Here is a 25,414-nt window from a genome sequence, read left to right as displayed (position 1 = left end):
TTTCTTTTTATTTTGTGACTAATACCTTTTGATTTACAGGTGTTACTGGCTCTTCGCCGTTTAATACAGCTAAAATATTTCTGACAGCCATTTCAGCCATCGCATCACGAGTTTCAAACGTTGCATTCCCTACGTGTGGAGCAAGCACTACATTCTTTAATTCTTTTAGCTCTTCTGTAATTTTCGGTTCAAATTCAAACACATCAAGAGCTGCCCCTTCAATTTCATTCGTTTTTAATGCATGAGCAAGTGCCGCTTCATTCATAATTGGTCCACGTGAAGCATTTACAATATACGCTGTTTTCTTCATCATTTTAAACTGCTCTTCATCAATCATATGATGTAATTTTGGATTATAAGCACAGTTAATTGTAATAAAATCTGCTGTTTGTAATAATTCTTCCAACGTCACATACGTTGCTCCCAGTTCACTTTCAGCTTCAAGCTTACGATTTGGCCCTGTATATAAAACACCCATTCCAAATGCTCTCGCACGTTTTGCAACAGCCTTCCCGATTTCTCCAAGACCAATAATTCCAATTGTCTTACCGTGGACTTCTCGTCCTAAGAAAAATAACGGTGCCCATCCGTTAAATCCAGTCGTACGACATAACGTATCCCCTTCAGGAATTCTACGCGCCGCTGCTAAAAGAAGTGCAAATGTTAATTCTGCAGTCGCTTCCGTTGATACTTTCGGTGTATTCGTTACTGCAATTCCTTTTTCCCCAGCATACGTGTAATCAATATTGTCGTAACCAGCACCATAGTTTGCAACAATCTTTAAATGAGGCGCTGCATCAATAACTTCTTTTGGCACCTTTGTTGAAAGTAAACTTAACAATGCATCTTTATCTTTTACACGCTCTATTAATTCATCTATAGAAATTAACTCCTCTTTATCGTACATTTCTACATCATGATCTTTTAATAGTTCTAATCCAATTTCTGGAATTTTTCCCGCTACTAATATTTTTGCCACTACTAACACCTCTTCTATAGAAAATAAGATATCTCTTATATTTCATTGTAAGAAATCCATATATAAAAACCAAGGAATTTGATTATAGTTTTGAAAATCGACACTTTTCCATAAAAAAAGAGGAGATACAACTCTCCCCTCTTCTTACGCTTTTTCCTGCGATTCTTTTCCGAGCTTCACATCAATAGTTCCTTCTGCAACCGTATCGCTAATTTGCTCCTCAATAACCGATTGAGATGCAGCATTCGTTTCAGACGTATAAGCTTGTTGCTGTGCAACTTGTACATTTTGTTTATTTTGTTGTTTCGCCATTTCTTACCCTCCTTTTCATTCTTTCTTATTTTGAACAAAAAGGACGGTTTTCATCAAAAAATCGCGTTTCATTTTAAATTTGTTACTTCTTCTTCAAGCAACCTCATTACTCTTGCTCGCTTCGTAAATGTTGCGACCTGAGTAACACCGTGAGCTCGTAATGTTTGTACATTTTCTTGTACATAATTCCCTAAATCATTTGGATAATGGGCATCCGAAGAAATCGTAATTGGAACACCATACTTAGCTAATACTTGTAAATATAGTGGACTTGGGCACATCTCACGAACAGGGTAACGATAGTACAGTCCTGCATTTATTTCTGTTGCCGTATTCGTTTCTACTAACGCACAGGCAATTTCCTTATAATAAGAAAGCTGTTCATTCTCATCGAATCGATAATTAAATACTTTTATATTATCAAGATGAGCGATAATATCAAATAACTCTGTATGAATCGCACTCTCAACTGTTTTAAAAAACGTATCGTATAATGTGCGTAGGTCATGCACCTCAAAATATTCTTTCGTATCCGGATTATCAAATCCCCAGCCATTTAGAAAATGAACGGAACCAATTACATAATCAAAGTCTCCTAGCGCTAATAATTCTTTTAACTCTCCTTCACAATCAAGAAAATAATCCGCTTCAATTCCAAGTTTAAGTGTGACACCTCTTTTACTCCATCGTTCTTTCGCTTCTTCAATTGCCTTTGTAAAATCATACAGTGAAACTACCCTTACTTGATCTAACCATTCCTTCTGTATACGACCAAGCTTAGAATCACTAATATCTACATATTTTTCATAATATCCTTTCGCTTCATGAAAACGATATAGATGATCAACAATTCCCACTTCTTTTATTCCTTTTCGCACAGCTTCTTCTAAATAGAGATCCATCCATTCTTTTGTAAATGGCCCTTCCTTCACACGCTTTTGCAAACGCTCTTGTGTTTTCATAAGCCAATCAATAGAATGCCTTTCTTGAAGCGGTTCATAACATTCCAACGCTTCATTTATTTTAGCAAGCCATCTTATTGAATACGGTCCTTCTTCTAAGTGAAGATGATAATCTACTTTCATATACATTCCCCCTTATAATGTATCTATTTCCCTTCTATCCCCAACTCTCGAAAGCTTTCCATTTCGTTCTTTCACCTCTCGCATGACATCTTCCAATGCAATATTTTTTTCAGCCAATAAAACGAAACAGTGATAAAATACATCAACCATTTCTTTCACTACTTCTTCTTTATCATTATTTTTACATGCGATAATTACTTCAGCGCACTCTTCACCAATTTTCTTTAAAATTTTATCTTCTCCTTTTGAAAATAAATAATTTGTATACGATTCAGGAAGTGGGCTTTCCTTTCGTTCTTCAATTGTTTTATACAGCAACTTAAAGGCATTTTCCATATGTATCCCCCCTATATAATTTGATAGTGAAAGCATGTCTTCTCCCCCGTATGACAAGCAGGCCCTACTTGTTTCACATTCACAACAATTGAATCTTGATCACAATCTAAGTATAGAGATTGCACATATTGAACATTCCCTGATGTTTCTCCCTTATTCCATAACGACTGCCTCGAACGAGAATAAAACCATGTTCTTTTCGTCTCTAACGTTTTTTCATATGCGTCTTCATTCATATAAGCTAGCATTAAAACTTCTTTCGTACCTTCTTCGATGACAATTGCTGGTATTAATCCTTTTGAAAAATTAGGTTTCATAACCGCACCTCAACATTTGCATCTCTTAATTTTCGCTTTACACTCTGCACTGTCGCCTCACCATAATGAAATATGGATGCCGCTAACGCTGCATCAACCGTTGTCTTTTGAAAAACTTCTATAATGTGATCCGTATGACCACAGCCCCCTGATGCGATGACTGGAATGGAAACACTTTTTGAAATCTCTTCTGTTAAACGAAGATCATATCCACTTTTCGTTCCATCTGCATCCATACTCGTTAACAAAATTTCACCCGCCCCGAGCTTAACAACACGCTTCGCCCATTCTATAGCATCCATTTCTGTGTCAACTCTTCCACCGTTGACGTATACGTTCCATTTATCTTCCGCTACTTTTCTAGCGTCAATTGCGACGACAATACATTGTGATCCAAAGTGTTCTGCCCCTTCTTCGATTAGCTTCGGGTTTCGCACTGCCGCTGAGTTTATTGAAACTTTGTCTGCTCCAGCTCTTAGTAAATTGTACATATCTTTCACACTTGAAATCCCCCCGCCAACCGTAAGAGGAATAAATACTTTTGCTGCTGTTTTTTCTACAACATCTATAATCGTTTTTCTTCCTTCATGGGTCGCCGTAATATCTAAAAATACGATTTCATCTGCCCCTGCCTCGTTATATGCTTCAGCTATTTCAACCGGATCACCGACATCTTGTAATCCTATAAAATTTACACCCTTTACGACTCGCCCTTCTTTCACATCTAGACATGGAATAATTCGTTTCGCTAACATAACTTCGTTACCTGTAATACTTCTTCTAAATCAATCTTTTTCTCGTAAAGCGCCTTTCCAATTATGACACCATATATATTCATATCATTTAACTTTTTCACATCTTGAATAGATGCCACTCCTCCAGAGGCAATGAGACGAATGCCCACACTTTTTTGAAGTAACGTCAATTGTTCAAAATTTGGCCCTGCAAGCGTCCCGTCTTTCGAAATGTCTGTAAACACAATCGTTTGAACACCTAAACTTTCCATTTGTTTCGCTAAACTAATATAAGAAATTTCAGACAAATCAAGCCAACCTCTCGTTGCTACGAAACCATTTTTCGCATCAATTCCAACAATGATTTTCTCTTTATATAGATGAACTGCTTCCTCTAAAAATGACTTATCATAAAGAGCCGCTGTTCCTAAAATCACTTTTTCTACACCTACTGACAATAACTTCTCCACCGCTTTAAGTGAACGAATTCCTCCTCCCACTTGCACAGGAATACGTACCGCCTTGCAGATTTTTTCAATGACGAGAAAATTTAGCGACTCGCCAGCAATTGCACCGTCTAAATCAACAATGTGTAGTATTTCCGCTCCAAGCTTTTCAAATATGATCGCCTGCGCTACCGGATCTTCATTCATCACCGTTTCTTTACTAAACTCTCCTTGATAAAGTCTAACGCATCGCCCTTCCTTTAAATCGATAGCCGGGAAGATTTCCATGCTTCTACCACCCCTTGAAAATTTTTTAATATTTGCATGCCAATTTCACCACTTTTTTCTGGATGAAACTGTGCACCAAATACATTTCCTTTCGCTACAAACCCTGGTACTTGCATTCCATAATCACTTACTCCGCATACAATTTCATCTGGACAATCCGCGTAATATGAATGAACATAATACACGAAAGAACCATCTACTAATCCATTCCAAAGCGGAAATTCTCTTTCCTTCCTTAATTCATTCCATCCCATATGAGGAATTTTATACGAAACTTTTAACTTACGAATTTCCCCTGGTAGTAAACCTAACCCACTACAACCTTTTAGTTCCTCACTTCGTTCAAATAAAAGCTGCATGCCCAAACATATACCGAGGAGTGGTTTTCCTATATCACAAACTTCTTTTAGTACACACACTAAATCTCTTTCTTCTAATACTTCCATCGCTTTCGGAAATGCACCTACTCCCGGTAAAATCACGCCATCGCTTCTCAATATCTCTTCTTTATCACTCGTTACAATGTGCTCTGCCCCAATATATTTTAATGCTTGCTCTACACTACGAATATTCCCCATTCCATAATCTATAATGGCAATCAATTACAACATCCCTTTCGTTGAATTTACACCAGTAATGTTGGCATTTTTTTCGACCGCTTCTCTAAGCGCTCTACCAAAAGCTTTAAATAATGCTTCAATTTTGTGATGTGTATTACTTCCATATAGAACGCGCGCATGTAATGTAATATTGGCAGCATGTGCAACTGCTCTAAAAAATTCTTCCGTCAATTCTGTATCAAAATCCCCGAGCTTCGGATTTGTTAATTCCCCTTGAAATACACAATATGAGCGTCCACTTATATCAATTGCGACAAATCCTAAAGATTCATCCATCGGTACATACGCTGAACCGTAACGATTAATTCTCTCTTTATTTTGCAATGCTTCTTTCAAGCAATTTCCGAGTACAATTCCAACATCTTCAACGGTGTGATGTGCATCGACAAATACATCACCTTCTGCCTCAACTTGCAATCCAAATCTTCCATGTCTAGCAAATAAAGTCAGCATATGATCGAAAAAACCAATCCCCGTTTGAATAGATACATTCGTACTTTCATCAAGCTGCAAACTTAATTTAATTTTTGTTTCTGTCGTCTGACGTACTTGACTGGACTGACGCATTATTTTTCCTCCTCAAACCTTATTTGGATTGCTCTCGCATGTGCATGTAACCCTTCTTTATTTGCAAGCTCTACAATATGATGCTGTACATTTTTTAATGCTTCCTCCGTATAAGAAATAAAACTTGATTTTTTCACGAAATCATCGACTGATAACGGAGAAAAAAATCTTGCCGTTCCGCTCGTTGGTAATACATGATTCGGTCCCGCCAAATAATCCCCGAGCGGTTCAGGTGCATATGGCCCAAGGAAAATAGAGCCTGCATGTTTCACATAATCTAGAGCATTCATCGGTTCTTTTATATGTAACTCTAAATGTTCTGGAGCAATTTCATTTGATAACTTTAGTGCCTCCTCTAAAGAAGGAACGATAAAGATGGCTCCATTTCTATTTATTGATTCACGTGCAATTTCACTTCTTGGTAACATTTCTAACTGTCTTTCTACCTCTTTTTCTACTTCTTTAGCTAGTTCCATATTCGTTGTAATACAAATTGCCGTTGCTCTCTCATCATGCTCTGCTTGCGATAATAAATCCGCTGCGATATATTTTGCATTACCTGTTTCATCCGCGACAACTACAATTTCTGATGGACCAGCAATCATATCGATATTTACTATTCCGTATACTTCTCGTTTCGCTAGAGCGACGTACAAATTTCCCGGTCCAACTATTTTATCCACTTTCGGAATCGATTCCGTCCCGTATGCTAAAGCCGCAATTGCTTGCGCGCCACCTATCGTATAAATTTCATCTACCCCCGCAAGATTTGCAGCAGCTAATATATGAGGATCAATTCCTTCTTTCCTCGGCGGTGTTACCATTACAATCTTTTTCACACCTGCGAGTTTCGCCGGCAATACATTCATTAATACTGAAGAAGGATATGAGGCTGTCCCACCCGGTACATATACACCTATATTTTCTAATGGCCGAATGAGCTGTCCTCTAATTATGCCTTTACTTTCACAATCGAATATTGAGTACTTCTTTTGCTTTTCGTGATACGAAACAATGTTTTTCTTCGCCTCTTTTAAAGCTTCTAAAAATGAATTCTCTACAAGCATACTCGCTTGCTGTATTTCTTCTTCACTTACACAAAAATCTTTCATCTCTACACCATCAAACTTTTTTGTATAGAAAGATAAAGCCTCATCTTTCCCTTCCCTTACATTTCTAATGATTTCTCTTACACTTCTTTGAACAGTTTCTTCTATTATATTAGCGTTTTCTCTTAGCACTTTTATTTTAGATAATGCCTCCTTAAAGTCTTCATAAATGATTTCCATTTTAAGTCCTCCTATTTCCCTGATAAGATTTCTTGCTCCATCATATTTACAATACTGAATATTTCGTCTTTTTTAGTTTTTAAGGCCGCCTTATTTACAATCATCCGAGCCGATATAGAGTGCATTTCCTCAAATACAATAAGTCCATTCTCTTGTAATGTTTTTCCTGTTTCAACAATATCTACAATTGCATCTGCCAATCCAAGAAGAGGAGCGATTTCTACAGAACCTTCTATTTTAATAATTTCTACGTCCTCTCCCTTATCATGAAAATAAGTAGAAGTAATATGTGGGTATTTCGTAGCAATTCTTTTCTTCCGGTAACTTTTCGGATTATACGTAGGAATAGAAGCAACACAAAACTTACAAATCCCTACTCCTAAATCCAGCATTTCATAAATATCTTTCTCGTTTTCCATTAAAATATCTTTTCCAACGATCCCAATATCAGCTACCCCATGTTCTACATAAGTAGCAACATCAACCGCTTTTACTAAAATAAATGAAACATTTGTATTTTTACTTTGAAATACAAGCTTCCGACCTTTATTTTTGAGTTCCGAACAATCAATTCCAATCTGCTCAAAGAGTGGAATTACATGTTTTTCTAATCTTCCTTTCGTTAACGCAATTTGAATGTTACGCATGAAGTCTCTCCTTCTTTCTGGACTACCCATTTCTCATTCCACACATATTCCACTAAGTATTCATTCTTTGCCTCAACGACCGTTCCTATTTTATTTTTTCTTGCAAATTGAAAGGTATCGCTTAAATTAGAGAATAGAGATAACCAGGCATTTTTCCCGTCCTTTCGAAGTAAATTTCGTAACCTTTCTGCTTCTGCTAATCTATTTAACTCATAATGAATCACAATATCAATTTGATTTCGTTCATATGGTTCTTGCTGCTCTTGTAGCGCCTTCACAATTTGATTTACTTGCACCGCGAGTCCAACAGCCGGCAGCGTTTCTCCAAAATTCCCAATTAGCTCATCATATCTTCCGCCACTAACGATTTCTTCTCCAATTTCATATATATATCCTTTGAAAATAACACCCGTATAGTAATCTAAGTGTTGAATCATGCCTAAATCAATTGATATGTAAGAACCATATCCTAACGTTTCCATTGTTTCATACATTTCTTTTACTCTTGCAATTGCCATTTTCATTTCATTACTTGAAGCAAGCTTTTCTGCTTCCTCAATAACTTCTAAATTTCCAAATAGCCTCGGTAATTTCTCAAGTAATCTTACTGTCTCATCGCATCGATCTAATTTCTTTTCTCCGATGAAATTTGAGAGGGCAGCATAATTTTTACTTTCTATATACGTTCTAAGTACCCTTTCTTCTTCATCATGGATGGAGAGCTTTTTTACAATACATTTATATAACTGTACTTGCCCAATCTCAATTGTAAAAGATTGCACATTCAACTTTTGAAGTGCTTGAATGACACTTATTACGCATTCAATTTCAGCTCTTACATTATCAATCCCGATAACTTCAATACCACTTTGTACGATTTCATTATATTTTCCAGAATGGGATTCATTTGCTCGAAATACATTCCCGCTATACGTCACTTTAAGTGGCGTATCCCATCTCTGTGTTCCAATAACTCTCGCTAAAGGAATTGTCATATCTGGACGTAAAACGATAATCCTTCCCTTTTCATCAAAAAATTTATACATCTTCTCTTCATCTATCGGTCTATTTTGAAATGCAAAAACATCATAAAATTCAATTGTAGGTGTTCTTATTTCCTCATAACCTCTCTCTAAAAAAGTAAGCCTTAATTTTTGCTCCACTTCTTCAATTAATGTACATTCTTCGAATAAATAATCTCTCGTTCCATTCGGGTTTGCCCGCTTCCATTTTGTCATCTAAATTTTCACACCTTTCCCCTTCTAATGTATGCCGATTTCATTCACCTAAGCCGAAAATAAAAAGAGCCTTGTAGACAAAATACCTACAAGGCTCTTCAATAGAGTGTAGGTACAACGGGAATACCCCTTGTACCTACACGTTTTCACGCTAGGTTCAAGGGTTTCATGTATGATGATGTAGTTGTGTAAGCATTGTAATAGATCGCACGATATTCATAATACTTACTCCCTTTCTCCTCTGATTTTCACATAGTATATAACAGTTAATTTTGAATGTAAATACATTTTTAATATTCCGTCACTTTTTTAATATAAAGCCACTTTTCTTTCATACTCTTTTATTTCTTGTTCATATTGCATTGTAATACTAATTTCATCTAAACCATTTAATAACTTCTCTTTCCACATTTTCTCGATTGTAAAATGGAATCTATGCGTATTCGTTGTAATTACTTCATTTTCTAAATCAACTGTGATTTGTTCCCTCGCATCTGTTTTAGCAAGTTGTTCACGCATATCTTTATCCATTACAATCGGTAACATGCCATTCTTCATACAATTCATATAAAAGATATCGGCAAATCCTCCAGCGATAATAACGCGGAAACCATAATCAGCAAGCGCCCATGGAGCATGTTCTCTTGACGAGCCACATCCAAAATTATCACCTGTAATTAATATGCTGGCTCCTTTTCTTTCTTGTGCATTAAGAGGAAAATTAGGGTTTTCTTGGCGATTATTATCATATCGCCACTCATCAAATAAAAACTTCCCAAACCCAGTTCTTTCAATTCTCTTTAAATATTGCTTCGGAATAATTTGATCTGTATCAATGTTATCATTCATCAGTACTGCGGCAGTACCTTTATGAATACGAAATGGCTCCATCATAACTCTCCTTTCTAATATCAACAAAATGACCATATAACGCAGCCGCAGCCGCCATTGCCGGGCTAACTAAATGCGTTCGTGCTCCCTTTCCTTGTCTTCCTTCAAAATTGCGATTTGACGTAGAGGCACAATGTTCTCCTTCAGGCACTTGATCTGGATTCATACCTAGACACATTGAGCATCCGGGCTCTCTCCATTCAAATCCAGCTTCTTCAAATATGCGATGTAATCCTTTATGCATCGCTGCTTCTCTTACCCTTTGAGATCCGGGTACAACAAGTGCTCGCACACCTTCTTTTACTTTCTTACCTTTCACGACAGATGCAGCAATTTCTAAGTCAGAAAGCCTAGAATTTGTACAAGATCCAATGAAAACATGTTGAACTGGAATGTCATACGTACTTTGTCCGGGACTCAATCCCATATAAGAAAACGCTCTTTCGTCATTTGCATCATACTTTTCTGGCAATTTCTCATCAATCCGAACACCCATACTAGGATTTGTTCCCCACGTAACGTACGGCGCTAAATCCGTAACATCTACTGAAATATGTAAATCATAAACTGCATCTAAATCTGTATAAAGTTCTGACCATTTTTTCTTAATAGATTCATAGTCTTTCGGCGCATATTTACGCCCTTTTACGTAAGCAACCGTTTTTTCATCTGGTGCAATAATACCAGCCTTTGCTCCCCCTTCAATTGCCATATTGCAAAGCGTCATCCTCTCTTCCATATCCATAGCATGAATGGTCTCTCCGTAAAACTCCATTACGTAACCTGTTCCAACTGCTACTCCGTACTTTGAAAGGAGATGTAAAATAATATCTTTCGCATAAACACCTTGCGGTAACTTTCCTTTTAACTCAATGCCCATCGCTTTCGGCTTTCGTTGCCATAACGTTTGCGTTGCCAATACATGTTCCACTTCACTCGTACCAATACCAAACGCTAGTGCACCAAAAGCACCGTGTGTTGCTGTATGACTATCACCACAAACAATCGTTTTTCCTGGCTGTGTGAGTCCAAGTTCTGGTCCTATAACATGAACGATCCCTTGCTCTTCATCTCCGATATCCGCTAATGGCACCTGAAATTGTTTACAATTTTCCCGAAGTGTATCTAGTTGCTGCTTCGCAATACGATCGGTAATATTCCAAACATCTTTCGTTGGAATATTATGATCCATCGTTGCAAATGTTAAATCTGGTCTGCGGACTCTTCGATTTGTAAGCCGCAAGCCTTCAAAGGCTTGCGGTGACGTTACTTCATGAACAAGATGTAGATCGATATATAATAAATCCAATCCATTTTCATTAGTCGCAACTACATGTCTTTCCCAAAGCTTATCTAGTAACCTTTTCCCCATTATTTTCCTCTCCCTACTAACGCTTGCTCTTCCATTTCTTGAATAACTGCCTTTGTAAATGAAATTGTCGTTTCAGTCCCCCCGATATCTGCTGTACATTTTCCTGATTTAAGGACTGCAGAAACTGCTTCTTCAATTGCATATCCTTCCCTCGTTAATCCGAACGATTGCCCAAGCATCATTGCAACAGAACGCATCATCGCAATTGGATTCGCCTTATTTTTCCCCGCAATATCCGGCGCTGATCCGTGAATAGGCTCGTATAATGAAGGCCCCTTTTCAGCGTGACTTGCTGATGGAAGCATTCCTAATGATCCAGCTAATACTGAAGCCTCATCACTTAAAATATCACCAAATAAATTTTCCGTTACAATAACGTCAAATCTTCCTGGATTTCGAATTAATTCCATAGCCGCTGCATCTACTAAAATGTGTTCTACTTCCACATTTGGGTAGCGAAGTGCTACTTCTTCTGTCACAGTTCTCCATAGTTTACTAGACTCTAAAACATTCGCTTTATCAATAGATGTTACTTTTTTCTTCCGCTTATTCGCTAATTGAAAAGCATACGAAACGATACGTTCAATTTCATGGCGATGATACGTAAGTGTATCTGTCGCCACTTCTTCCGTTCGCTCTTTCGGATAAGAAAAATAAATTCCGCCTGTTAATTCACGAACGACAACGAAATCAATTTCATCCACATTTTTTAATGGTGATAAATGTGCAGTTGCACTTTCTACCGTTACAGGGCGAACATTCGCAAATACACCGAGTCCTTTTCTTAATGCTAATAATCCTTTCTCAGGCCTTTCTTTCGCACTATCCCACCTTGGTCCACCTACTGCTCCAAGTAAAACCGCATCACTCGCTAAACAGGCGGCAAGTGTTCGCTGTGGTAATGGTTGCCCAGTTAAATCGATAGCAACACCACCAAAGTACTCATCTTGCAAATGAAAATGATGTCCATATAGCCTTTCTACCATATGCAATACTTCCTTCGCACTTTCCATAACTTCTGGACCGACACCATCACCAGCTAAACAAACGATACGTTTTTCCATTTTTAACACTCCTTTTAACTGAATTTTCAGAACTTTAATTTGATAGGTGAGGAAAACTTCTCTCACCTATCAAATATTTATTTCACAAGCGCTATAAGAGATTTTAATTTCCCTGCTGCATGGACATAAGCTCTCGCCGACGCTTCCAATACGTCTTGCGCAACTCCGAAACCTGATATTTGGTGACTACCTTCTTTTAATTCAACATGAACGTGAGCAAGTGCATCTTGACCTTGTGTAATAGATTGTATGCGATAATCTGCCAATTCACATTCTAGTCCTAAAATTCTTTGAATCGCATTGTATATCGCTTCAATACTACCAGAACCAGTGGCTGCATCTTCATATACATTTCCTTCCTCATCCTTCAGCACAACTGTTGCGCATTGTGTACTATTTGATACGAAATGCACTTGTAATTGCGTAATGTTATATTGCTGGGCTGCAAATGCTGCTTCACCAAGCATAAGTGCGCGTAAATCTTCCTCAGTAATTTCCTTTTTACGATCAGCCAATTTTTTAAACGCTTCGAATACCGCATCTCGCTCTTCATTTGTAAATTCATAACCAAGCTCTTTCATTTTTTCCGTAAACGCATGACGGCCAGAATGTTTCCCAAGTACAAAGAGATTTTGAGATTCTCCTATAAGCGCTGGTTCGATAATTTCATAAGTTGTTACTTCTTTTAGAACACCATCTTGGTGGATGCCTGATTCATGAGCAAATGCATTCGCTCCAACGATTGCTTTATTTTTCGGTACAACCATACCCGTTAACCTGCTTACTAATGTACTCGTCGCCTTAATCTCTTTTAAAGTCATAGAAGGTTCTGCTTTATAAAAATCTTTTCTAATATGAAGAGCAACCGCAACTTCTTCTAACGCTGCATTCCCTGCTCTTTCTCCAATGCCATTAATCGTTCCTTCTACTTGCAATGCTCCGCCTTCAACCGCAGCTAACGAATTTGCTACTGCCATACCAAGATCATCGTGACAGTGACAAGAAAAAATCGCTTTTTCATATGATGGAACGGATTCTTGTAAGTATTTGAAAAGAGAATAATATTCTTCTGGATTCGTATATCCAACTGTATCCGGAATATTAATTACATTCGCTCCTGCGCGAATCGCAGTTTCTACTGCTTCAGCTAAAAATGCTCTCGATGTTCTTGTCGCATCTTCTGCAGAAAATTGTACTGTCGGAAATAATGATTTTCCAAGCGTAACCGAACGATGAATACTATTTAACACGTCTTCTTTTGACATACAAAGTTTATATTTCATATGAATATCACTCGTAGCTAGAAATACGTGTAGACGAGGAGATACAGCACCTTTCACTGCTTCATATGCTCTTCGAATGTCACTTTCTTTCGCTCTAGCTAAACTCATAACCGTAGCATTTTGAATTGTATTCGCGATGCGTTTTACTGATTGGAAGTCACCTTCGGAAGCTGCCGCGAATCCAGCTTCCATTACATGAATACCAAGCCTCTCTAATTGCCTAGCAATTTGTAATTTCTCTTGTTCATTTAAATTTACTCCTGGTGATTGTTCGCCATCACGAAGCGTTGTATCCATGAACAAAATCTGCTTCATATTATTTAATCCCTACCTTTACTCGCGGCTGTACGAAAGGCATCATTTCACGTAATTTACGTCCAACTACTTCAATTTCATGTTCATTCTCTTTCTCATTTGTCGCGTGGAAATTTGGTCTTCCTGCTTTATGCTCTGCAATCCAGCCTCTTGCAAATGTACCATCTTGAATTTCTGCTAATACTGCCCCCATCGCTTTCTTCGTATCTTCAGTAACAACGCGTGGTCCTGATACGAAGTCTCCCCACTGCGCTGTATCTGAAACTGAATATCTCATATTTTCAAGTCCACCTTCATACATAAGGTCAACGATTAGCTTCAGTTCATGTAAACATTCAAAATATGCAAGTTCAGGCTGGTATCCCGCATCAACTAACGTTTCAAACCCTGCTTTTACAAGTGCAGTCACTCCGCCGCAGAGTACAGCTTGCTCTCCAAATAAATCTGTTTCTGTTTCTTCTTTAAACGTCGTTTCTAATACACCAGCTCTCGTTGCTCCAATTCCGTCAGCATAAGAAAGTGCTTTTTCAGTCGCAACTCCTGTTGCATCTTGATATACGGCAAATAGTGCAGGAACAGCCCCGCCCTCGGCGAACGTACGGCGTACGAGATGCCCCGGTCCTTTTGGCGCTACTAGAAATACATCTACATTAGCTGGTGGTTTTACTTGATCAAAGTGAACATTAAATCCATGTGCGAACACGAGAGAATTTCCGGCTTGTAAATTTGGTTCAATTTCAGCTTTATATACTTCTGGTTGTAATTCATCAGGCAGTAGAATCATTACTACATCAGCTTTTTCCGCTGCTTCTGCTACTGTATATACAGAAAATCCATCTTCATTCGCTTTATCCCAAGACTTACCTTTTCTTAAACCTACTACTACATCAAATCCGTTATCACGTAAATTTTGCGCATGCGCATGACCTTGCGAGCCATATCCGATGATTGCTACTTTCTTTTCCTTTAATACATTTACTGTTACATCTTTCTCATAATAAACTTTTGCCATTTTCATTTCCCCCTATATTTAAATGATTATTGAATTAACATAACTTGCTTATCTTGTTTTTTCATACTACGTGTAAATGCTGTTACACCTGTTCTCGCAATTTCTTTCAAACCGTATGGTCTAAGTAATTCAATTAACGCTTCCACTTTATCTTGCGTACCTGTTACTTGCACAACTATGGAATCCTTCCCAACATCTATTACAGCGGCTCGAAACGGTTCAATTAAACTATATAATTCCGCCCTTGCTACAGAAGTTGCTACTTTAATAAGAGCAAGCTCTCTAGCAATCATCGCTTCTTCTGTAATATCTGATACTTTCAGAACATCGATTTGCTTATGAAGTTGTTTAATTAACTGCTCAACTTGCTGTTCACTTTCCACATGCACAACTATCGTCATTCGCGATATATCTGATGATTCCGTATGACCTACTGAAATACTTTCAATATTAAAATGTCTTCGTGTCATAACCCCTGTAATTCGGTTTAACACACCACTTTGATTTCGAACTGTCGCTGTAACAATTCTCTTCACCTTTTTTCCACTCCTTCCATTTGGTGAACGCCTTTCCCGGGCGCAACCATCGGCATAACTTTCTCAGATTGAAGTACACGGCAATCAATTAAGACTGGTTCTTTTAATTCAATCGCATGCTTCAACTGCTTCTTTGCAAGAAGTGGATCATCAATACGAACAGCTTTTATACCATACGCATTCGCAAGAGCGACGAAATCTGGTTGACACGACAATAAGGAATGTGAATATCTTTGATTATAAAATTCGTCTTGCCATTGCCTTACCATTCCTAAAGCTTCATTATTTAAAATAAATACTTTAACAGGTAAAGAATGTTCTTTTAATACACTTAATTCTTGTAGAGTCATTTGAAACCCAGCGTCACCAACAATTGCAATGACTAGTTCTTCAGGCTTTGCGATTTGCGCACCAATTGCTGCTGGAAATCCGAATCCCATCGTTCCCAATCCGCCAGAAGTTACCCATTTATCTGGATTTTTCAGCGGATAATATTGCGCTGCCCACATTTGATGTTGCCCAACGTCTGTTGTTACAATCGCTTCTCCTTTCGTGATTTCATATAGCATATCAATTGCGTATTGAGGTTTAATACTTTCAGAGTTTCGTTTATAAGAGAATGGATACTGTTCTTTTCTACTCTTTAATAAAGAGATCCATTCATGATGATTTCCTTTCCTTCCTTCTGGTTGAAGTAATACTTCCAATGCCCGCTTAGCACTTGCAACAATAGGAATTTCAGTCGGCACATTTTTTCCGATTTCTGCTGGATCGATATCGATATGCGCGACAGTCGCTCCTTTAGCAAAATAAGCTAAATTTCCAGTAAGCCGATCATCAAATCTCGCGCCTACATTAATGAGTAAGTCGCATTCATATAACGCCATATTGGCTGTGTAAGAACCATGCATTCCCCCCATCCCTAGAAAAAGTTCATCATCTGGCGGAAAGCCACCAAGACCAAGTAATGTATGCACAACAGGAATTTCATATTTACGCGCAAAACTTGTTAACTCTTTTGATGCTTTCGCATGCAATACACCTGCTCCAGCTAAAATTAACGGCTTGTTTGCAGCACTAATTGCTTGTAATAATTTGTTTATTTGGAGTAAATTCGGTTCATAATTTGGGTTGTATCCTGGTAAATCCATTTGCACATCATTACATCGTTCTCCTTGCTCTACTACCATATCTTTCGGAAGATCGATCACGACTGGGCCTGGTCTTCCTGTTTTAGCAATATGAAATGCTTCTTTAATAATTCGAGGTAAATCTGAAGCCTTTCGCACTTGATAGTTATGTTTTGTCACCGGCATTGTAAGCCCCATAATATCCGCTTCTTGGAAAGCATCACTTCCAATTAACGTTGTTGCTACTTGCCCTGTAAATACAACAAGTGGTAATGAATCAATCATCGCATCTGCTAGACCAGTAATCACATTTGTAGCACCTGGACCACTCGTTGCAATGACAACCCCTGGATTACCAGTAATTCTGGCATACCCTTCAGCAGCGTGAATTGCTCCTTGCTCATGCCTTGTTAAAATATGAGGAATTTCACAATCATACAGTGCATCATAGAGAGGTAAAACAGCACCACCAGGATAACCGAAAATCACTTCTACTCCTTCCTTTTCTAGCGCTTCTAACAATAGCTGTGCACCAGTTGCCAGTTTCTCTTCCGTTTTTGAAGACATTGTTCTTATAAGCCCCCTTTTTGAAAACCTTTATCAATAAAAAAAATCCTACGTCCACACTCCAGCTATGTGCTGAAGGGACGAAAGATTTCGCGGTACCACCCTTCTTTGCAAGAATACTCTTGCCTCAGTGACCCATAAATGGATCTAGCTAATAACGGAGCTACCGTCTAAGCCTAGACAAATGCTTCAGCTTAGCACTCAAGGGCGATGTTCGTCGACGTGAACCATCGGTTTTCAGCAACCACCGACTCTCTGTGAGGCTTCACAATCAACTACTCCTCCCTCTCAACGCTTTCTTATGTTATAAAAAGTTGTTATCCAACTTTATTTTCTTCGTAAATTTTCTCTCCATCTTCTATAACTAACTTTCGGAATTCTTCCAATAAACGATTCGTATGTGGACCCGTTTGCCCTAAACCAATCGTTCTACCATCTACTGTCGTAACAGCAATAACTTCAGCAGCTGTTCCTGTTAAAAACACTTCATCAGCTACATATACATCATGTCTTGTAAATAACTCTTCTCTTACGTCATATCCAAGTTTTTCGCCGATTTCTAAAATGGCGTTTCGTGTAATACCTTCTAACGCTCCAGCAGAACTTGGTGGTGTAATTAATTTATTTCCTTTAACAATAAACACGTTATCTCCTGATCCTTCAGCTACATATCCTTGATCATTTAACATAAGTGCTTCTTGTACTCCAGCTAATTTCGCTTCAATACGAACTAAAATATTGTTTAAGTAATTTAAAGATTTTACTTGAGGGGATAAAACATCGGGACGATTTCGGCGCGTTGCAACTGTTACAACTGGAATCCCTTTCTCATAATATTCTTGTGGGAATAAAGATAATTGTTCTGCAATTACTACTACATTCGGCTTCTTACATGAATCGGGATCCAATCCAAGATTTCCTGCTCCTCTTGATACAACAAGGCGAATGTATCCATTAGATAATTTATTTTGTCGAATCGTCTCAACAACAATATTCGTTACTTCATCTAATGAATATGGAATTTCTAAAAGGATTGATTTTGCTGATTCATACAACCGGACAAGATGCTCTCTCAAACGGAAAACATTACCGCTATAAACTCTAATTCCTTCAAATACTCCATCGCCATATAAATAGCCATGATCATATACCGAAACTTTTGCTTCATCTTTCGGAACAAATTCTCCATTTAAGAAAATCCATTGCTCATTCACTGGAAGTGCCTCCTATGTTCTATGAATTTTTTATTGTTTCCTAGTTTACTCTCCTTTTTAAATAAATCAAGTAAATTTTTAGAAAATTTATAATTTTTAATCGTACGTACATCTTCAATTATATTGATTTAACAACATTGTTAACGTTTACAAAAAGTCCGAAAATTTTTTTCGCCAATTTTCACTAAAAAAAGATTTGTTTAAAAGAAGGATTTTCATCAATTAATACGAATCTATTGTATTCAATAAACGGACGTCCGATTTTATAAATCCGGGAATATATAACGACTTTTGCTGAAAAAGGGGGGAAATAACAAAAATAGCGCTGTCTAAAAATAACATTCATATTTTTCATTTCGTAATCATAATCCTATTTTTAAAAAACAATTTGTCAAAATGAAGGAGGAAATAAATATGGCATGTGTACAAATTAAAGGAACGAGACAAGAGGTAGTAGAAATGTTGCAATTATTTGATCTAATGGACACGAAAGGTTTTTGTAAATTCGATAATTACGTAGAGGTAGAACCAAACACGCAAGAACATAATCATTTTATTGCTTCAATCGACATCCATTCAAATACTTCTTCTGCACAAGATACATTAAACGATCAATTCGTTAGTCAAATGCTTACTGGCGTATATAACGACTAAACAAAGATTTACTTCCTACCGTCTTTTCATAAATATATGCAGTGAACTTGAGCATACTAGCAATTAGATGGTAGGAGGTGAGAATTATGGCTAGAATTGGCGTTGAAAACTCATTAACAGACGTTCAACAAGCTCTTCAGCAACAAGGTCATGAAGTTGTTACACTTAACTCAGAACAGGATGCACAAGGGTGTGATTGTTGCGTTGTAACTGGGCAAGATTCTAATGTGATGGGCATTGCAGATGCATCAATTAAAGGATCAGTCATTACAGCTCACGGTTTAACAACGGATGAAATTTGTCAACAAGTTGAAATTCGCACTTAAAAAAAGAAAGAGGACTCCTTTTGAAAAGGAGTCCTCTTTTTTATATTCACCTAACGGGAAAGTAACATATACTGGATGAAAGCCCTACCTCTCTCTCATCATTACGGTTCCACTGACCGCTCCTTGATTCACTAGTATACCTATAAAGCTTACACTTATAATTTATAGGGTTTGTTCACAAAAGTTGTTGGTAAGACTACCCGATCTTTCGCAAACTTTTCGTATTACATTTATAAGATTTATTTACTTTATACTAGCTGTAACCGAGACACGAATTAAAATTTTAACATCAATAAAATAACTTGTCAACATTTTTTGTAAATTAAAAACAGACAGTAACGGTTTGTCTGTTTTAGAATGGAGCTTTTTCTTTTATTACATATACAACAAAACCGCTTACTAACATACATAAACCAACTACTAAGTTTTTGATATTAATCATAAATTCCTCTCCCTTATTCCACACATCATATATATTTACAGTTCAATTATTCCGATCATCCTAAAGCGCACTTTTTCTAATATATCATAATTCCTAAAAAATGCAAGTTCACTTTTGGCGACCATTTACAAATTTATCTACAGTGCTTGGTACCGTATTTAAAGCCTTTTCAATTAAATGTGTACTACTATTGAGGTGTAATACTTGCACACCGTTAGAACCGACTACTAAAAAAGCAACTGGGCTAATAGAAACCCCAGCCCCGCTTCCTCCTCCAAATGGATGCCCTTGCTTTTTCTCTTTATGCTGATTTTGCCCACCGTTATGTTTTTCAGTAATGAAATCCCCTTTAAAATCACTTCCACCAGCTCCAAAACCAAAAGCCACCTGAGATACTGTTAATACTACATTTCCGTCAGCTGTTGAGACCGGGCTCCCAACAATTGTATTTACATCTACCATCTCTTTTAAATTTGTCATTGCCGTTTTCATTAAATTTTCAATTGGATGTTCCATTATGTATTGCACCCTTTCCTCTTTATTCCTTTTTATACTTTCCAAAATAGAGGAAGTCATACTAACTTTTCCTATTTCAAGAAAACATTTTCCTCCTTTTAAAAGATACTACTCCCTGTACATGCTCCGGTATAGTGAAACTTTAATCAGTAGGATGTGTACGTAGCTCGACTCCCACAAATAGCAGGATAAAAAAGAAAAAGAGATACATACTACTATTGAACCTTGTTATGAAAGGAGTCATGACTTTGACTGAGAAATTTGATGATTATAAAAGAAGAGATAGAATAGATAGTGATTATAGTGACTATAAAGAAGAGTACGCCGCTGAGGTTGCACCACAACGCATTGATTATGATGATAAAGACGATAAAGATGTTGTAAAATCATCCGCCGCTGGATCAACTGCTGGTTTTATCGCTCTTGCGCTATCTATCTTATCGCTATTTACATTCCCAACACTATTTGGTCTTGTTTCTGTTTTACTCGGTATTTACGCTTATAATCGCGGAGCTACTGTAACTGGCGGTATCGCTGCAGTTGTCGGTGGGATTGCTGCACTTATCGCAATTTTATTCCGAGTAGCACTTATTGGTTTATTGTTCTCCCTGTTCTAAAAAAGAAAAAGGTATCTCGCTTAACGCGGGATACCTTATCCTGTAAACACATCTTCCGATGGATATTTTATTTTTTGTTTTGCTGGTCGCGCTAAAGAAAACACAAGTGTTAACGGTCCAATTAATCCGCAAAACATAACAAACATAATAATACATTTTCCGAATGCCGATAGCTTTGCAGTAATTCCCATCGTTAATCCGACTGTGCCAAACGCTGATATTGTCTCAAATAATAATTGAATAAAGCTGAAGTTTTCTGTAAGCATTAATATAAATACCGCTGTAAAAATAAGTATTTGACTAGCAACAGCAATCGCTAAGGCCCTCGTTACTGTCGACATTTTAATTGTACGCTGAAATAAAACAATTTCTTCCTTTTTTCTAAAGAAAGAAAGGACAGATGTAATTAAGATAACAAACGTTGTTAATTTAATTCCTCCACCTGTTGATACACTTCCTGCACCAATAAACATTAAAATCATCGTAAATAATATAGATGATTCTTCCATACCTCCATAGTCAATCGTATTAAATCCAGCTGTCCGCGGGGTAATACCTTGAAAGAAGGAAGCCCATAGTTTTTCATTTAAAGATAAATTCCCTAACGTCTTCACATTATTATATTCCAATACAAAAATTACAATCATTGCTATAACATTTAACACTACTGTTCCAATAATCATTATTTTTGAGTGAAGTGATAATTTTCGAAAACTGCGACTATACCATATATCAATTAATACGGTAAAACCGAGTCCACCTATTACAATTAAAGAGCAAATCCCAATATTAATAATGGGATCCCCTACATATCTTGTTAAATTATCTGGCCATAAAGCAAATCCTGCATTATTATAAGATGCAATTACATGAAAAATACTATAGTATAAACCTTTTCCAAAACCAAACTCTGGAATAAAGCGAAACGATAAAAAGATGACCCCAATAAGCTCAATACAAATCGAAAATATAAAGACACGCTTTACTAATTTTACAAGACCACCTATATTTGTTTGATTAAATGCTTCTCCAATTAATAAACGATGGCGTAATCCGATTTTTTTGCCTAATACCCAAACAATTAAAATGGCAATTGTCATAAGACCTAGACCACCTGTTTGAATTAAAAACATAATAACAATTTCGCCAAACATCGTAAATGTACTTGCTGTATCCACTACTCCCAAACCAGTTACGGTCGCTGCTGACGTTGCTGTAAAGAAAGCATCTACCCAACTAATATGTGCTTTCGTTGCGAATGGTAACTTTAATAACAAACCGCCAACCACAATTAAGCAGAAAAAACCTAATGCTAATATTTGTGGTGGGTTTAATCGTATAAGACGATTATACAGCCCTTGTTTTTTTGTTACTTCCATATCACTAACTCCCTTATTAAAGTGAAGCTTTCCCCTCATAAATAAAAAGCTTTTAAAAAGCCCTTAAACAATTGGGACAAACCTTATATTCTTATAATATAGTTGAGCATAATCCTTTTTTTCATAGATTACAACTTTTATTTATATTCAGATTCCTTTTTGTTTTATGCTGGAAAACTATATATCCTAGCTCAATATTGCTAGCAATAACAATTTCATATGTACTATTTTTCAAATCCCCATATCTTTCACTCTATGTTCACATAGAGGTCACATCCACCTTTTATAGTATATGTATCGAAGCTGTTCCTCCCTAATTTTTAAGACATTCCCCAGTGTCTTTGAATAGCTTCCATCCCTAATTAAATTGACATAAATTGTCCCCTTCCTTGACCATCTTATAAATGATGGTCTTATTTTTTTGTCTTTCTATCTTTTCTTTAAAACTCCCTCTCTCTTTCACTCTATGTTCACACAGAGGTCACATCCACCTTTTATAGTATATGTATCGAAGCTGTTCCTCCCTAATTTTTAAGACATTCCCCAGTGTCTTTGAATAGCTTCCATCCCTAATTAAATTGACATAAATTGTCCCCTTCCTTGACCATCTTATAAATGATGGTCTTATTTTTTTGTCTTTCTATCTTTTCTTTAAAACTCCCTCTCTCTTTCACCCTATGTTCACATGAGAGTCACACCTACCTTTTATAGTATATATATCGAAGTTGTTCCTCCCTAATTTTTAAGACATTCCCCAGTGTCTTTGAACAACTTCCATCCCTAATTAAATTGACATAAATTGTCCCCTTCCTTGACCATCTTATAAATGATGGTCTTATTTTTTTGTCTTTCTATCTTTTCTTTAAAACTCCCTCTCTCTTTCACCCTATGTTCACATGAGAGTCACACCTACCTTTTATAGTATATGTATCGAAGTTGTTCCTCCCTAATTTTTAAGACATTCCCCAGTGTCTTAAAGCAGCTTCCATCCCTAATTAAATTGACATAAATTGTCCCCTTCCCTAGACCATCCTATGTGATGGTCTATTTTATTTTCCAAACACAAAATCAGTCTATCTACACTTAAATAAAAACAAAAAATTCAGAAAATATTGTTAAATTAGGTATTTTTTCGGTATAATTACTTTAGAAAGAACTTTCGCACAAACAAAAGGGGGGATTTTATTGAAACAAACAAAAGCAATCTTAATCGCATTATTTCTAGGTCTAGTTGTTGGACTCACTCTAAATTTAGCCGCTCCATCTATCTTTGAGCCACTAAATCAATATGTGTTCAACCCAATTGGTCAATTGTTTATTCGCCTTATTAAAATGCTAGTTGTTCCTGTTGTATTCATTTCTATCGTACTTGGTGCTGCCGGCCTTGGAGATCCGAAACAACTTGGAAGAATCGGTTTAAAATCAATTTCATTCTTTCTCGTAACAACTGCGGTTGCCATCTCTATAGCGGTTACATTTGCACTTATTATAAAACCAGGAGCTGGCGGTAATTTTAAAACAGAAGGTCTTAAGTATGAAGGTGCAAAAACTGAAACATCTTTCGTCGAAACATTGCTAAATATCGTACCAGATAACCCAGCAAAAGCAATGGCTGACGGAAACATGTTACAAATCATTGCCTTTGCCGTATTGATTGGACTCGGTATAGCTATTTTAGGAAAACGAGTTCAAGGTATCCATTCATTACTTGAACAGGGCAACGAATTAATGATGTATCTTGTTAATCTCGTTATGAAATTAGCCCCAATTGGAACATTCGGTTTGCTCGCTTCATCCGTTGGTAAAATGGGTCTTGCAGGCGTCGCTGCGATGTTCAAGTATATGATTGTCGTTATGTTAGTACTCATTATTCACGGGGTCTTTGTATATGGCGGCCTATTAAAGGTATTAGCAAAAGAAAGTATCGTCCGGTTCTTTAAGCATTTCGGACCGGTAATGGCAATTGGCTTTAGCACATCTAGCTCTAATGCATCTCTTCCATTTGCAATGAAAACCGCACAAGAGAAGCTTGGAGTTCCAAAAGCAATCAGCTCATTTGTACAACCACTCGGTGCAACGATTAATATGGATGGTACCGCTATTATGCAAGGGGTAGCAACTGTATTTATCGCTCAAGTATACGGAGTTGAACTTACATTACCGCAATTAGCTATGGTCGTATTAACTGCTGTACTAGCTAGTATTGGTACTGCTGGTGTACCAGGTGTTGGACTTGTAATGCTTACAATGGTTTTAAATCAAGTAAATCTACCAGTAGAAGGTATCGCTTTAATTATTGGTATTGACCGTATTCTAGATATGTCAAGAACAGCTGTAAACATTTCTGGTGATGCAATTTGTGCAATGATTGTCGCAAAATCAGAAGAAAAATATAATACTGATCAATCGGCAGCATCTTAAATCAAAAAAGGAGTGAATATATTCACTCCTTTTTTGATTTACTTCCTTTTTTCGAACGATATTCTTTCCCTTTATTATCATTACCAGTTTCAAATTCAGTGCTAAATTCCTGATTAAACTGGCCGGACTTTGGTGATCCTTGATTACCGCTCCCTTTACTACCGTTACGATTCGTCATATTTCTCCCTCCCTTCCTTGTATTAGTAGTATGGCGCTCTATCTTTTTTCATACACATTTTATTTTTTAACATCTACTACACACGAAAGAAGACCTTCCATATATAAGGAAGATCTTCTTTTTCATCACGTAAGCGTTTTCTTGTTTATAATCACTTAAATAAGTTTTTTGGAAATCGAAATCATTACACTCATTTCATCTTCTGAAAGTGCAGAGAATCTTTCTTGTAAATATTGTTTTTTCGCATCTTCCATTTTCGCAACTAAATCTTTCCCTTGTTCTGTAATCTCTAAATACACAACTCGGCGATCCGATGTAGAACGTGAACGAGTTACAAAACCTTTATTAATTAATTTTTCTGTAACAGCTGTAATATGACTATTCGACACATTTAATTCATTTGCTACACGCGATACCATTTCTTTATTCGTACGATTTAATATTCTCAGGACGATGAATTCATTCCACGGTATGTAACCACCGAATATTTTTCCGATATCATTACGCAATGTGCGAAACATAGCAAACACATTTGTCGATAGTTCTTCCATTAATTGCTCTCGATTTTGAGACAACTTTGACAGCTCCTTTTATTTCATTTAGTTAAATAAAAACCTTATTAATAATTTTACATGAAAT

At 37.0% G+C, this 25,414-nt stretch carries 29 protein-coding genes and 1 other annotated feature; of the genes, 4 read left to right on the top strand and 25 right to left on the bottom strand.

What is annotated here, in order from left to right; genetic code table 11:
• Positions 1–7: 7 nt before the first annotated feature.
• The 20 genes from NZ044_RS07320 to ilvE all read right to left on the bottom strand — a co-directional run bounded on the left by NZ044_RS07320 (position 8) and on the right by ilvE (position 18,242).
• On the bottom strand, positions 8–979 hold the full coding sequence (locus tag NZ044_RS07320) for an NAD(P)-dependent oxidoreductase (RefSeq protein WP_098506681.1): 972 nt from the start codon (positions 977–979) through the stop codon (positions 8–10).
• Between the two features lie 144 nt (positions 980–1,123).
• On the bottom strand, positions 1,124–1,291 hold the full coding sequence (locus NZ044_RS07315; RefSeq protein WP_001118893.1) for a DUF4025 domain-containing protein: 168 nt from the start codon (positions 1,289–1,291) through the stop codon (positions 1,124–1,126).
• Positions 1,292–1,359: 68 nt separating this feature from the next.
• Positions 1,360–2,376, bottom strand: coding sequence for a histidinol phosphate phosphatase domain-containing protein (locus tag NZ044_RS07310; RefSeq protein ID WP_098506682.1), 1,017 nt, complete (start codon positions 2,374–2,376; stop codon positions 1,360–1,362).
• Positions 2,377–2,388: 12 nt separating this feature from the next.
• Positions 2,389–2,712 (bottom strand): phosphoribosyl-ATP diphosphatase, encoded by a 324-nt coding sequence (gene hisE / locus NZ044_RS07305; RefSeq protein ID WP_000426355.1) that lies wholly within the window; start codon positions 2,710–2,712, stop codon positions 2,389–2,391.
• An 11-nt stretch (positions 2,713–2,723) separates the two neighbouring features.
• Entirely contained in the window at positions 2,724–3,029 is a 306-nt protein-coding gene (gene hisI / locus NZ044_RS07300) for a phosphoribosyl-AMP cyclohydrolase (RefSeq protein WP_000803959.1), read from the bottom strand.
• Positions 3,026–3,784, bottom strand: coding sequence for an imidazoleglycerol phosphate synthase cyclase subunit (gene hisF / locus NZ044_RS07295; protein ID WP_000880105.1), 759 nt, complete (start codon positions 3,782–3,784; stop codon positions 3,026–3,028). Before hisF ends, hisI begins: the two co-directional genes overlap by 4 nt.
• Positions 3,778–4,497 (bottom strand): 1-(5-phosphoribosyl)-5-[(5-phosphoribosylamino)methylideneamino]imidazole-4-carboxamide isomerase, encoded by a 720-nt coding sequence (gene hisA, locus NZ044_RS07290; RefSeq protein WP_000402290.1) that lies wholly within the window; start codon positions 4,495–4,497, stop codon positions 3,778–3,780. Before hisA ends, hisF begins: the two co-directional genes overlap by 7 nt.
• A complete protein-coding gene (gene hisH, locus NZ044_RS07285; protein WP_000560346.1) occupies positions 4,470–5,099 on the bottom strand; it encodes an imidazole glycerol phosphate synthase subunit HisH in 630 nt (209 codons plus the stop codon). The genes hisA and hisH overlap by 28 nt, the downstream gene beginning before the upstream one ends.
• A complete protein-coding gene (hisB, locus tag NZ044_RS07280; protein WP_001249962.1) occupies positions 5,100–5,684 on the bottom strand; it encodes an imidazoleglycerol-phosphate dehydratase HisB in 585 nt (194 codons plus the stop codon).
• Positions 5,684–6,973, bottom strand: a complete 1,290-nt coding sequence (hisD, locus tag NZ044_RS07275; RefSeq protein WP_000402915.1) for a histidinol dehydrogenase — start codon at positions 6,971–6,973, stop codon at positions 5,684–5,686. The genes hisB and hisD overlap by 1 nt, the downstream gene beginning before the upstream one ends.
• An 11-nt stretch (positions 6,974–6,984) precedes the next feature.
• Positions 6,985–7,620, bottom strand: a complete 636-nt coding sequence (hisG, locus tag NZ044_RS07270; RefSeq protein ID WP_001244492.1) for an ATP phosphoribosyltransferase — start codon at positions 7,618–7,620, stop codon at positions 6,985–6,987.
• Positions 7,596–8,858: an ATP phosphoribosyltransferase regulatory subunit gene (locus NZ044_RS07265; RefSeq protein ID WP_000170302.1), complete on the bottom strand. Its 1,263-nt coding sequence runs from the start codon at positions 8,856–8,858 to the stop codon at positions 7,596–7,598. The genes hisG and NZ044_RS07265 overlap by 25 nt, the downstream gene beginning before the upstream one ends.
• A 309-nt stretch (positions 8,859–9,167) precedes the next feature.
• Positions 9,168–9,749, bottom strand: coding sequence for a 3-isopropylmalate dehydratase small subunit (gene leuD / locus NZ044_RS07260; protein WP_000433191.1), 582 nt, complete (start codon positions 9,747–9,749; stop codon positions 9,168–9,170).
• Positions 9,727–11,121, bottom strand: coding sequence for a 3-isopropylmalate dehydratase large subunit (leuC, locus tag NZ044_RS07255; RefSeq protein WP_000518094.1), 1,395 nt, complete (start codon positions 11,119–11,121; stop codon positions 9,727–9,729). Before leuC ends, leuD begins: the two co-directional genes overlap by 23 nt.
• Positions 11,121–12,185: a 3-isopropylmalate dehydrogenase gene (gene leuB, locus NZ044_RS07250; RefSeq protein WP_000415389.1), complete on the bottom strand. Its 1,065-nt coding sequence runs from the start codon at positions 12,183–12,185 to the stop codon at positions 11,121–11,123. Before leuB ends, leuC begins: the two co-directional genes overlap by 1 nt.
• Positions 12,186–12,262: 77 nt before the next feature.
• Positions 12,263–13,783: a 2-isopropylmalate synthase gene (gene leuA, locus NZ044_RS07245; RefSeq protein WP_000809594.1), complete on the bottom strand. Its 1,521-nt coding sequence runs from the start codon at positions 13,781–13,783 to the stop codon at positions 12,263–12,265.
• 1 nt (position 13,784) lies between these two features.
• Positions 13,785–14,795, bottom strand: a complete 1,011-nt coding sequence (gene ilvC, locus NZ044_RS07240; RefSeq protein ID WP_001151745.1) for a ketol-acid reductoisomerase — start codon at positions 14,793–14,795, stop codon at positions 13,785–13,787.
• Positions 14,796–14,821: 26 nt separating this feature from the next.
• Entirely contained in the window at positions 14,822–15,331 is a 510-nt protein-coding gene (gene ilvN / locus NZ044_RS07235) for an acetolactate synthase small subunit (protein WP_000822952.1), read from the bottom strand.
• Positions 15,328–17,028, bottom strand: coding sequence for an acetolactate synthase large subunit (gene ilvB, locus NZ044_RS07230; protein WP_000095839.1), 1,701 nt, complete (start codon positions 17,026–17,028; stop codon positions 15,328–15,330). The genes ilvN and ilvB overlap by 4 nt, the downstream gene beginning before the upstream one ends.
• A 73-nt stretch (positions 17,029–17,101) precedes the next feature.
• Positions 17,102–17,329: a binding site (T-box leader), on the bottom strand.
• 16 nt (positions 17,330–17,345) lie between these two features.
• Entirely contained in the window at positions 17,346–18,242 is an 897-nt protein-coding gene (gene ilvE / locus NZ044_RS07225; protein ID WP_001005485.1) for a branched-chain-amino-acid transaminase, read from the bottom strand.
• Positions 18,243–18,656: 414 nt separating this feature from the next.
• Here ilvE and NZ044_RS07220 point away from each other — a divergent pair, with 414 nt between their 5' ends.
• Together NZ044_RS07220 and NZ044_RS07215 are read left to right on the top strand one after the other, a co-directional pair.
• The gene (locus NZ044_RS07220) at positions 18,657–18,896 is read left to right on the top strand and encodes a DUF3911 family protein (RefSeq protein ID WP_000752514.1); all 240 of its coding nucleotides are present in this window, start codon (positions 18,657–18,659) and stop codon (positions 18,894–18,896) included.
• 86 nt (positions 18,897–18,982) lie between these two features.
• A complete protein-coding gene (locus tag NZ044_RS07215) occupies positions 18,983–19,222 on the top strand; it encodes a YkuS family protein (protein WP_000101020.1) in 240 nt (79 codons plus the stop codon).
• Positions 19,223–19,574: 352 nt separating this feature from the next.
• On the opposite strand, the gene NZ044_RS07210 is transcribed toward NZ044_RS07215, so the two are convergent.
• Complete coding sequence (locus NZ044_RS07210) at positions 19,575–19,664, bottom strand: hypothetical protein (RefSeq protein ID WP_000608225.1); 90 nt, start codon at positions 19,662–19,664, stop codon at positions 19,575–19,577.
• 108 nt (positions 19,665–19,772) lie between these two features.
• Positions 19,773–20,240 carry a GerW family sporulation protein gene (gene ytfJ, locus NZ044_RS07205; RefSeq protein ID WP_000204240.1) on the bottom strand — a complete coding sequence of 156 codons (468 nt, stop codon included), beginning with the start codon at positions 20,238–20,240 and terminating at the stop codon, positions 19,773–19,775.
• A gap of 188 nt (positions 20,241–20,428) precedes the next feature.
• On the opposite strand from ytfJ, the gene NZ044_RS07200 reads away from it, so the two are divergent.
• On the top strand, positions 20,429–20,797 hold the full coding sequence (locus tag NZ044_RS07200) for an imidazole glycerol phosphate synthase (RefSeq protein WP_118961691.1): 369 nt from the start codon (positions 20,429–20,431) through the stop codon (positions 20,795–20,797).
• 35 nt (positions 20,798–20,832) lie between these two features.
• Here the strand turns inward: NZ044_RS07200 and NZ044_RS07195 are convergent, their stop codons facing one another.
• Positions 20,833–22,176, bottom strand: a complete 1,344-nt coding sequence (locus tag NZ044_RS07195) for a TrkH family potassium uptake protein (protein WP_000454114.1) — start codon at positions 22,174–22,176, stop codon at positions 20,833–20,835.
• A gap of 1,185 nt (positions 22,177–23,361) precedes the next feature.
• Here NZ044_RS07195 and NZ044_RS07190 point away from each other — a divergent pair.
• Positions 23,362–24,597 carry a dicarboxylate/amino acid:cation symporter gene (locus NZ044_RS07190; RefSeq protein WP_000814811.1) on the top strand — a complete coding sequence of 412 codons (1,236 nt, stop codon included), beginning with the start codon at positions 23,362–23,364 and terminating at the stop codon, positions 24,595–24,597.
• A 22-nt stretch (positions 24,598–24,619) separates the two neighbouring features.
• Here the strand turns inward: NZ044_RS07190 and NZ044_RS07185 are convergent, their stop codons facing one another.
• Both NZ044_RS07185 and NZ044_RS07180 read right to left on the bottom strand, forming a co-directional pair.
• On the bottom strand, positions 24,620–24,775 hold the full coding sequence (locus NZ044_RS07185) for a hypothetical protein (protein ID WP_000184928.1): 156 nt from the start codon (positions 24,773–24,775) through the stop codon (positions 24,620–24,622).
• Between the two features lie 155 nt (positions 24,776–24,930).
• Positions 24,931–25,350, bottom strand: coding sequence for a MarR family winged helix-turn-helix transcriptional regulator (locus NZ044_RS07180; protein ID WP_000081433.1), 420 nt, complete (start codon positions 25,348–25,350; stop codon positions 24,931–24,933).
• Positions 25,351–25,414: the final 64 nt, after the last annotated feature.

The sequence above is a fragment of the Bacillus sp. FSL K6-1338 genome (assembly GCF_038006965.1).
GTDB lineage: Bacteria > Bacillota > Bacilli > Bacillales > Bacillaceae_G > Bacillus_A > Bacillus_A thuringiensis_S.
The sequence above is the reverse complement of the archived record's forward strand: the minus strand, read 5'-3'. Positions and strand labels throughout refer to the sequence as shown.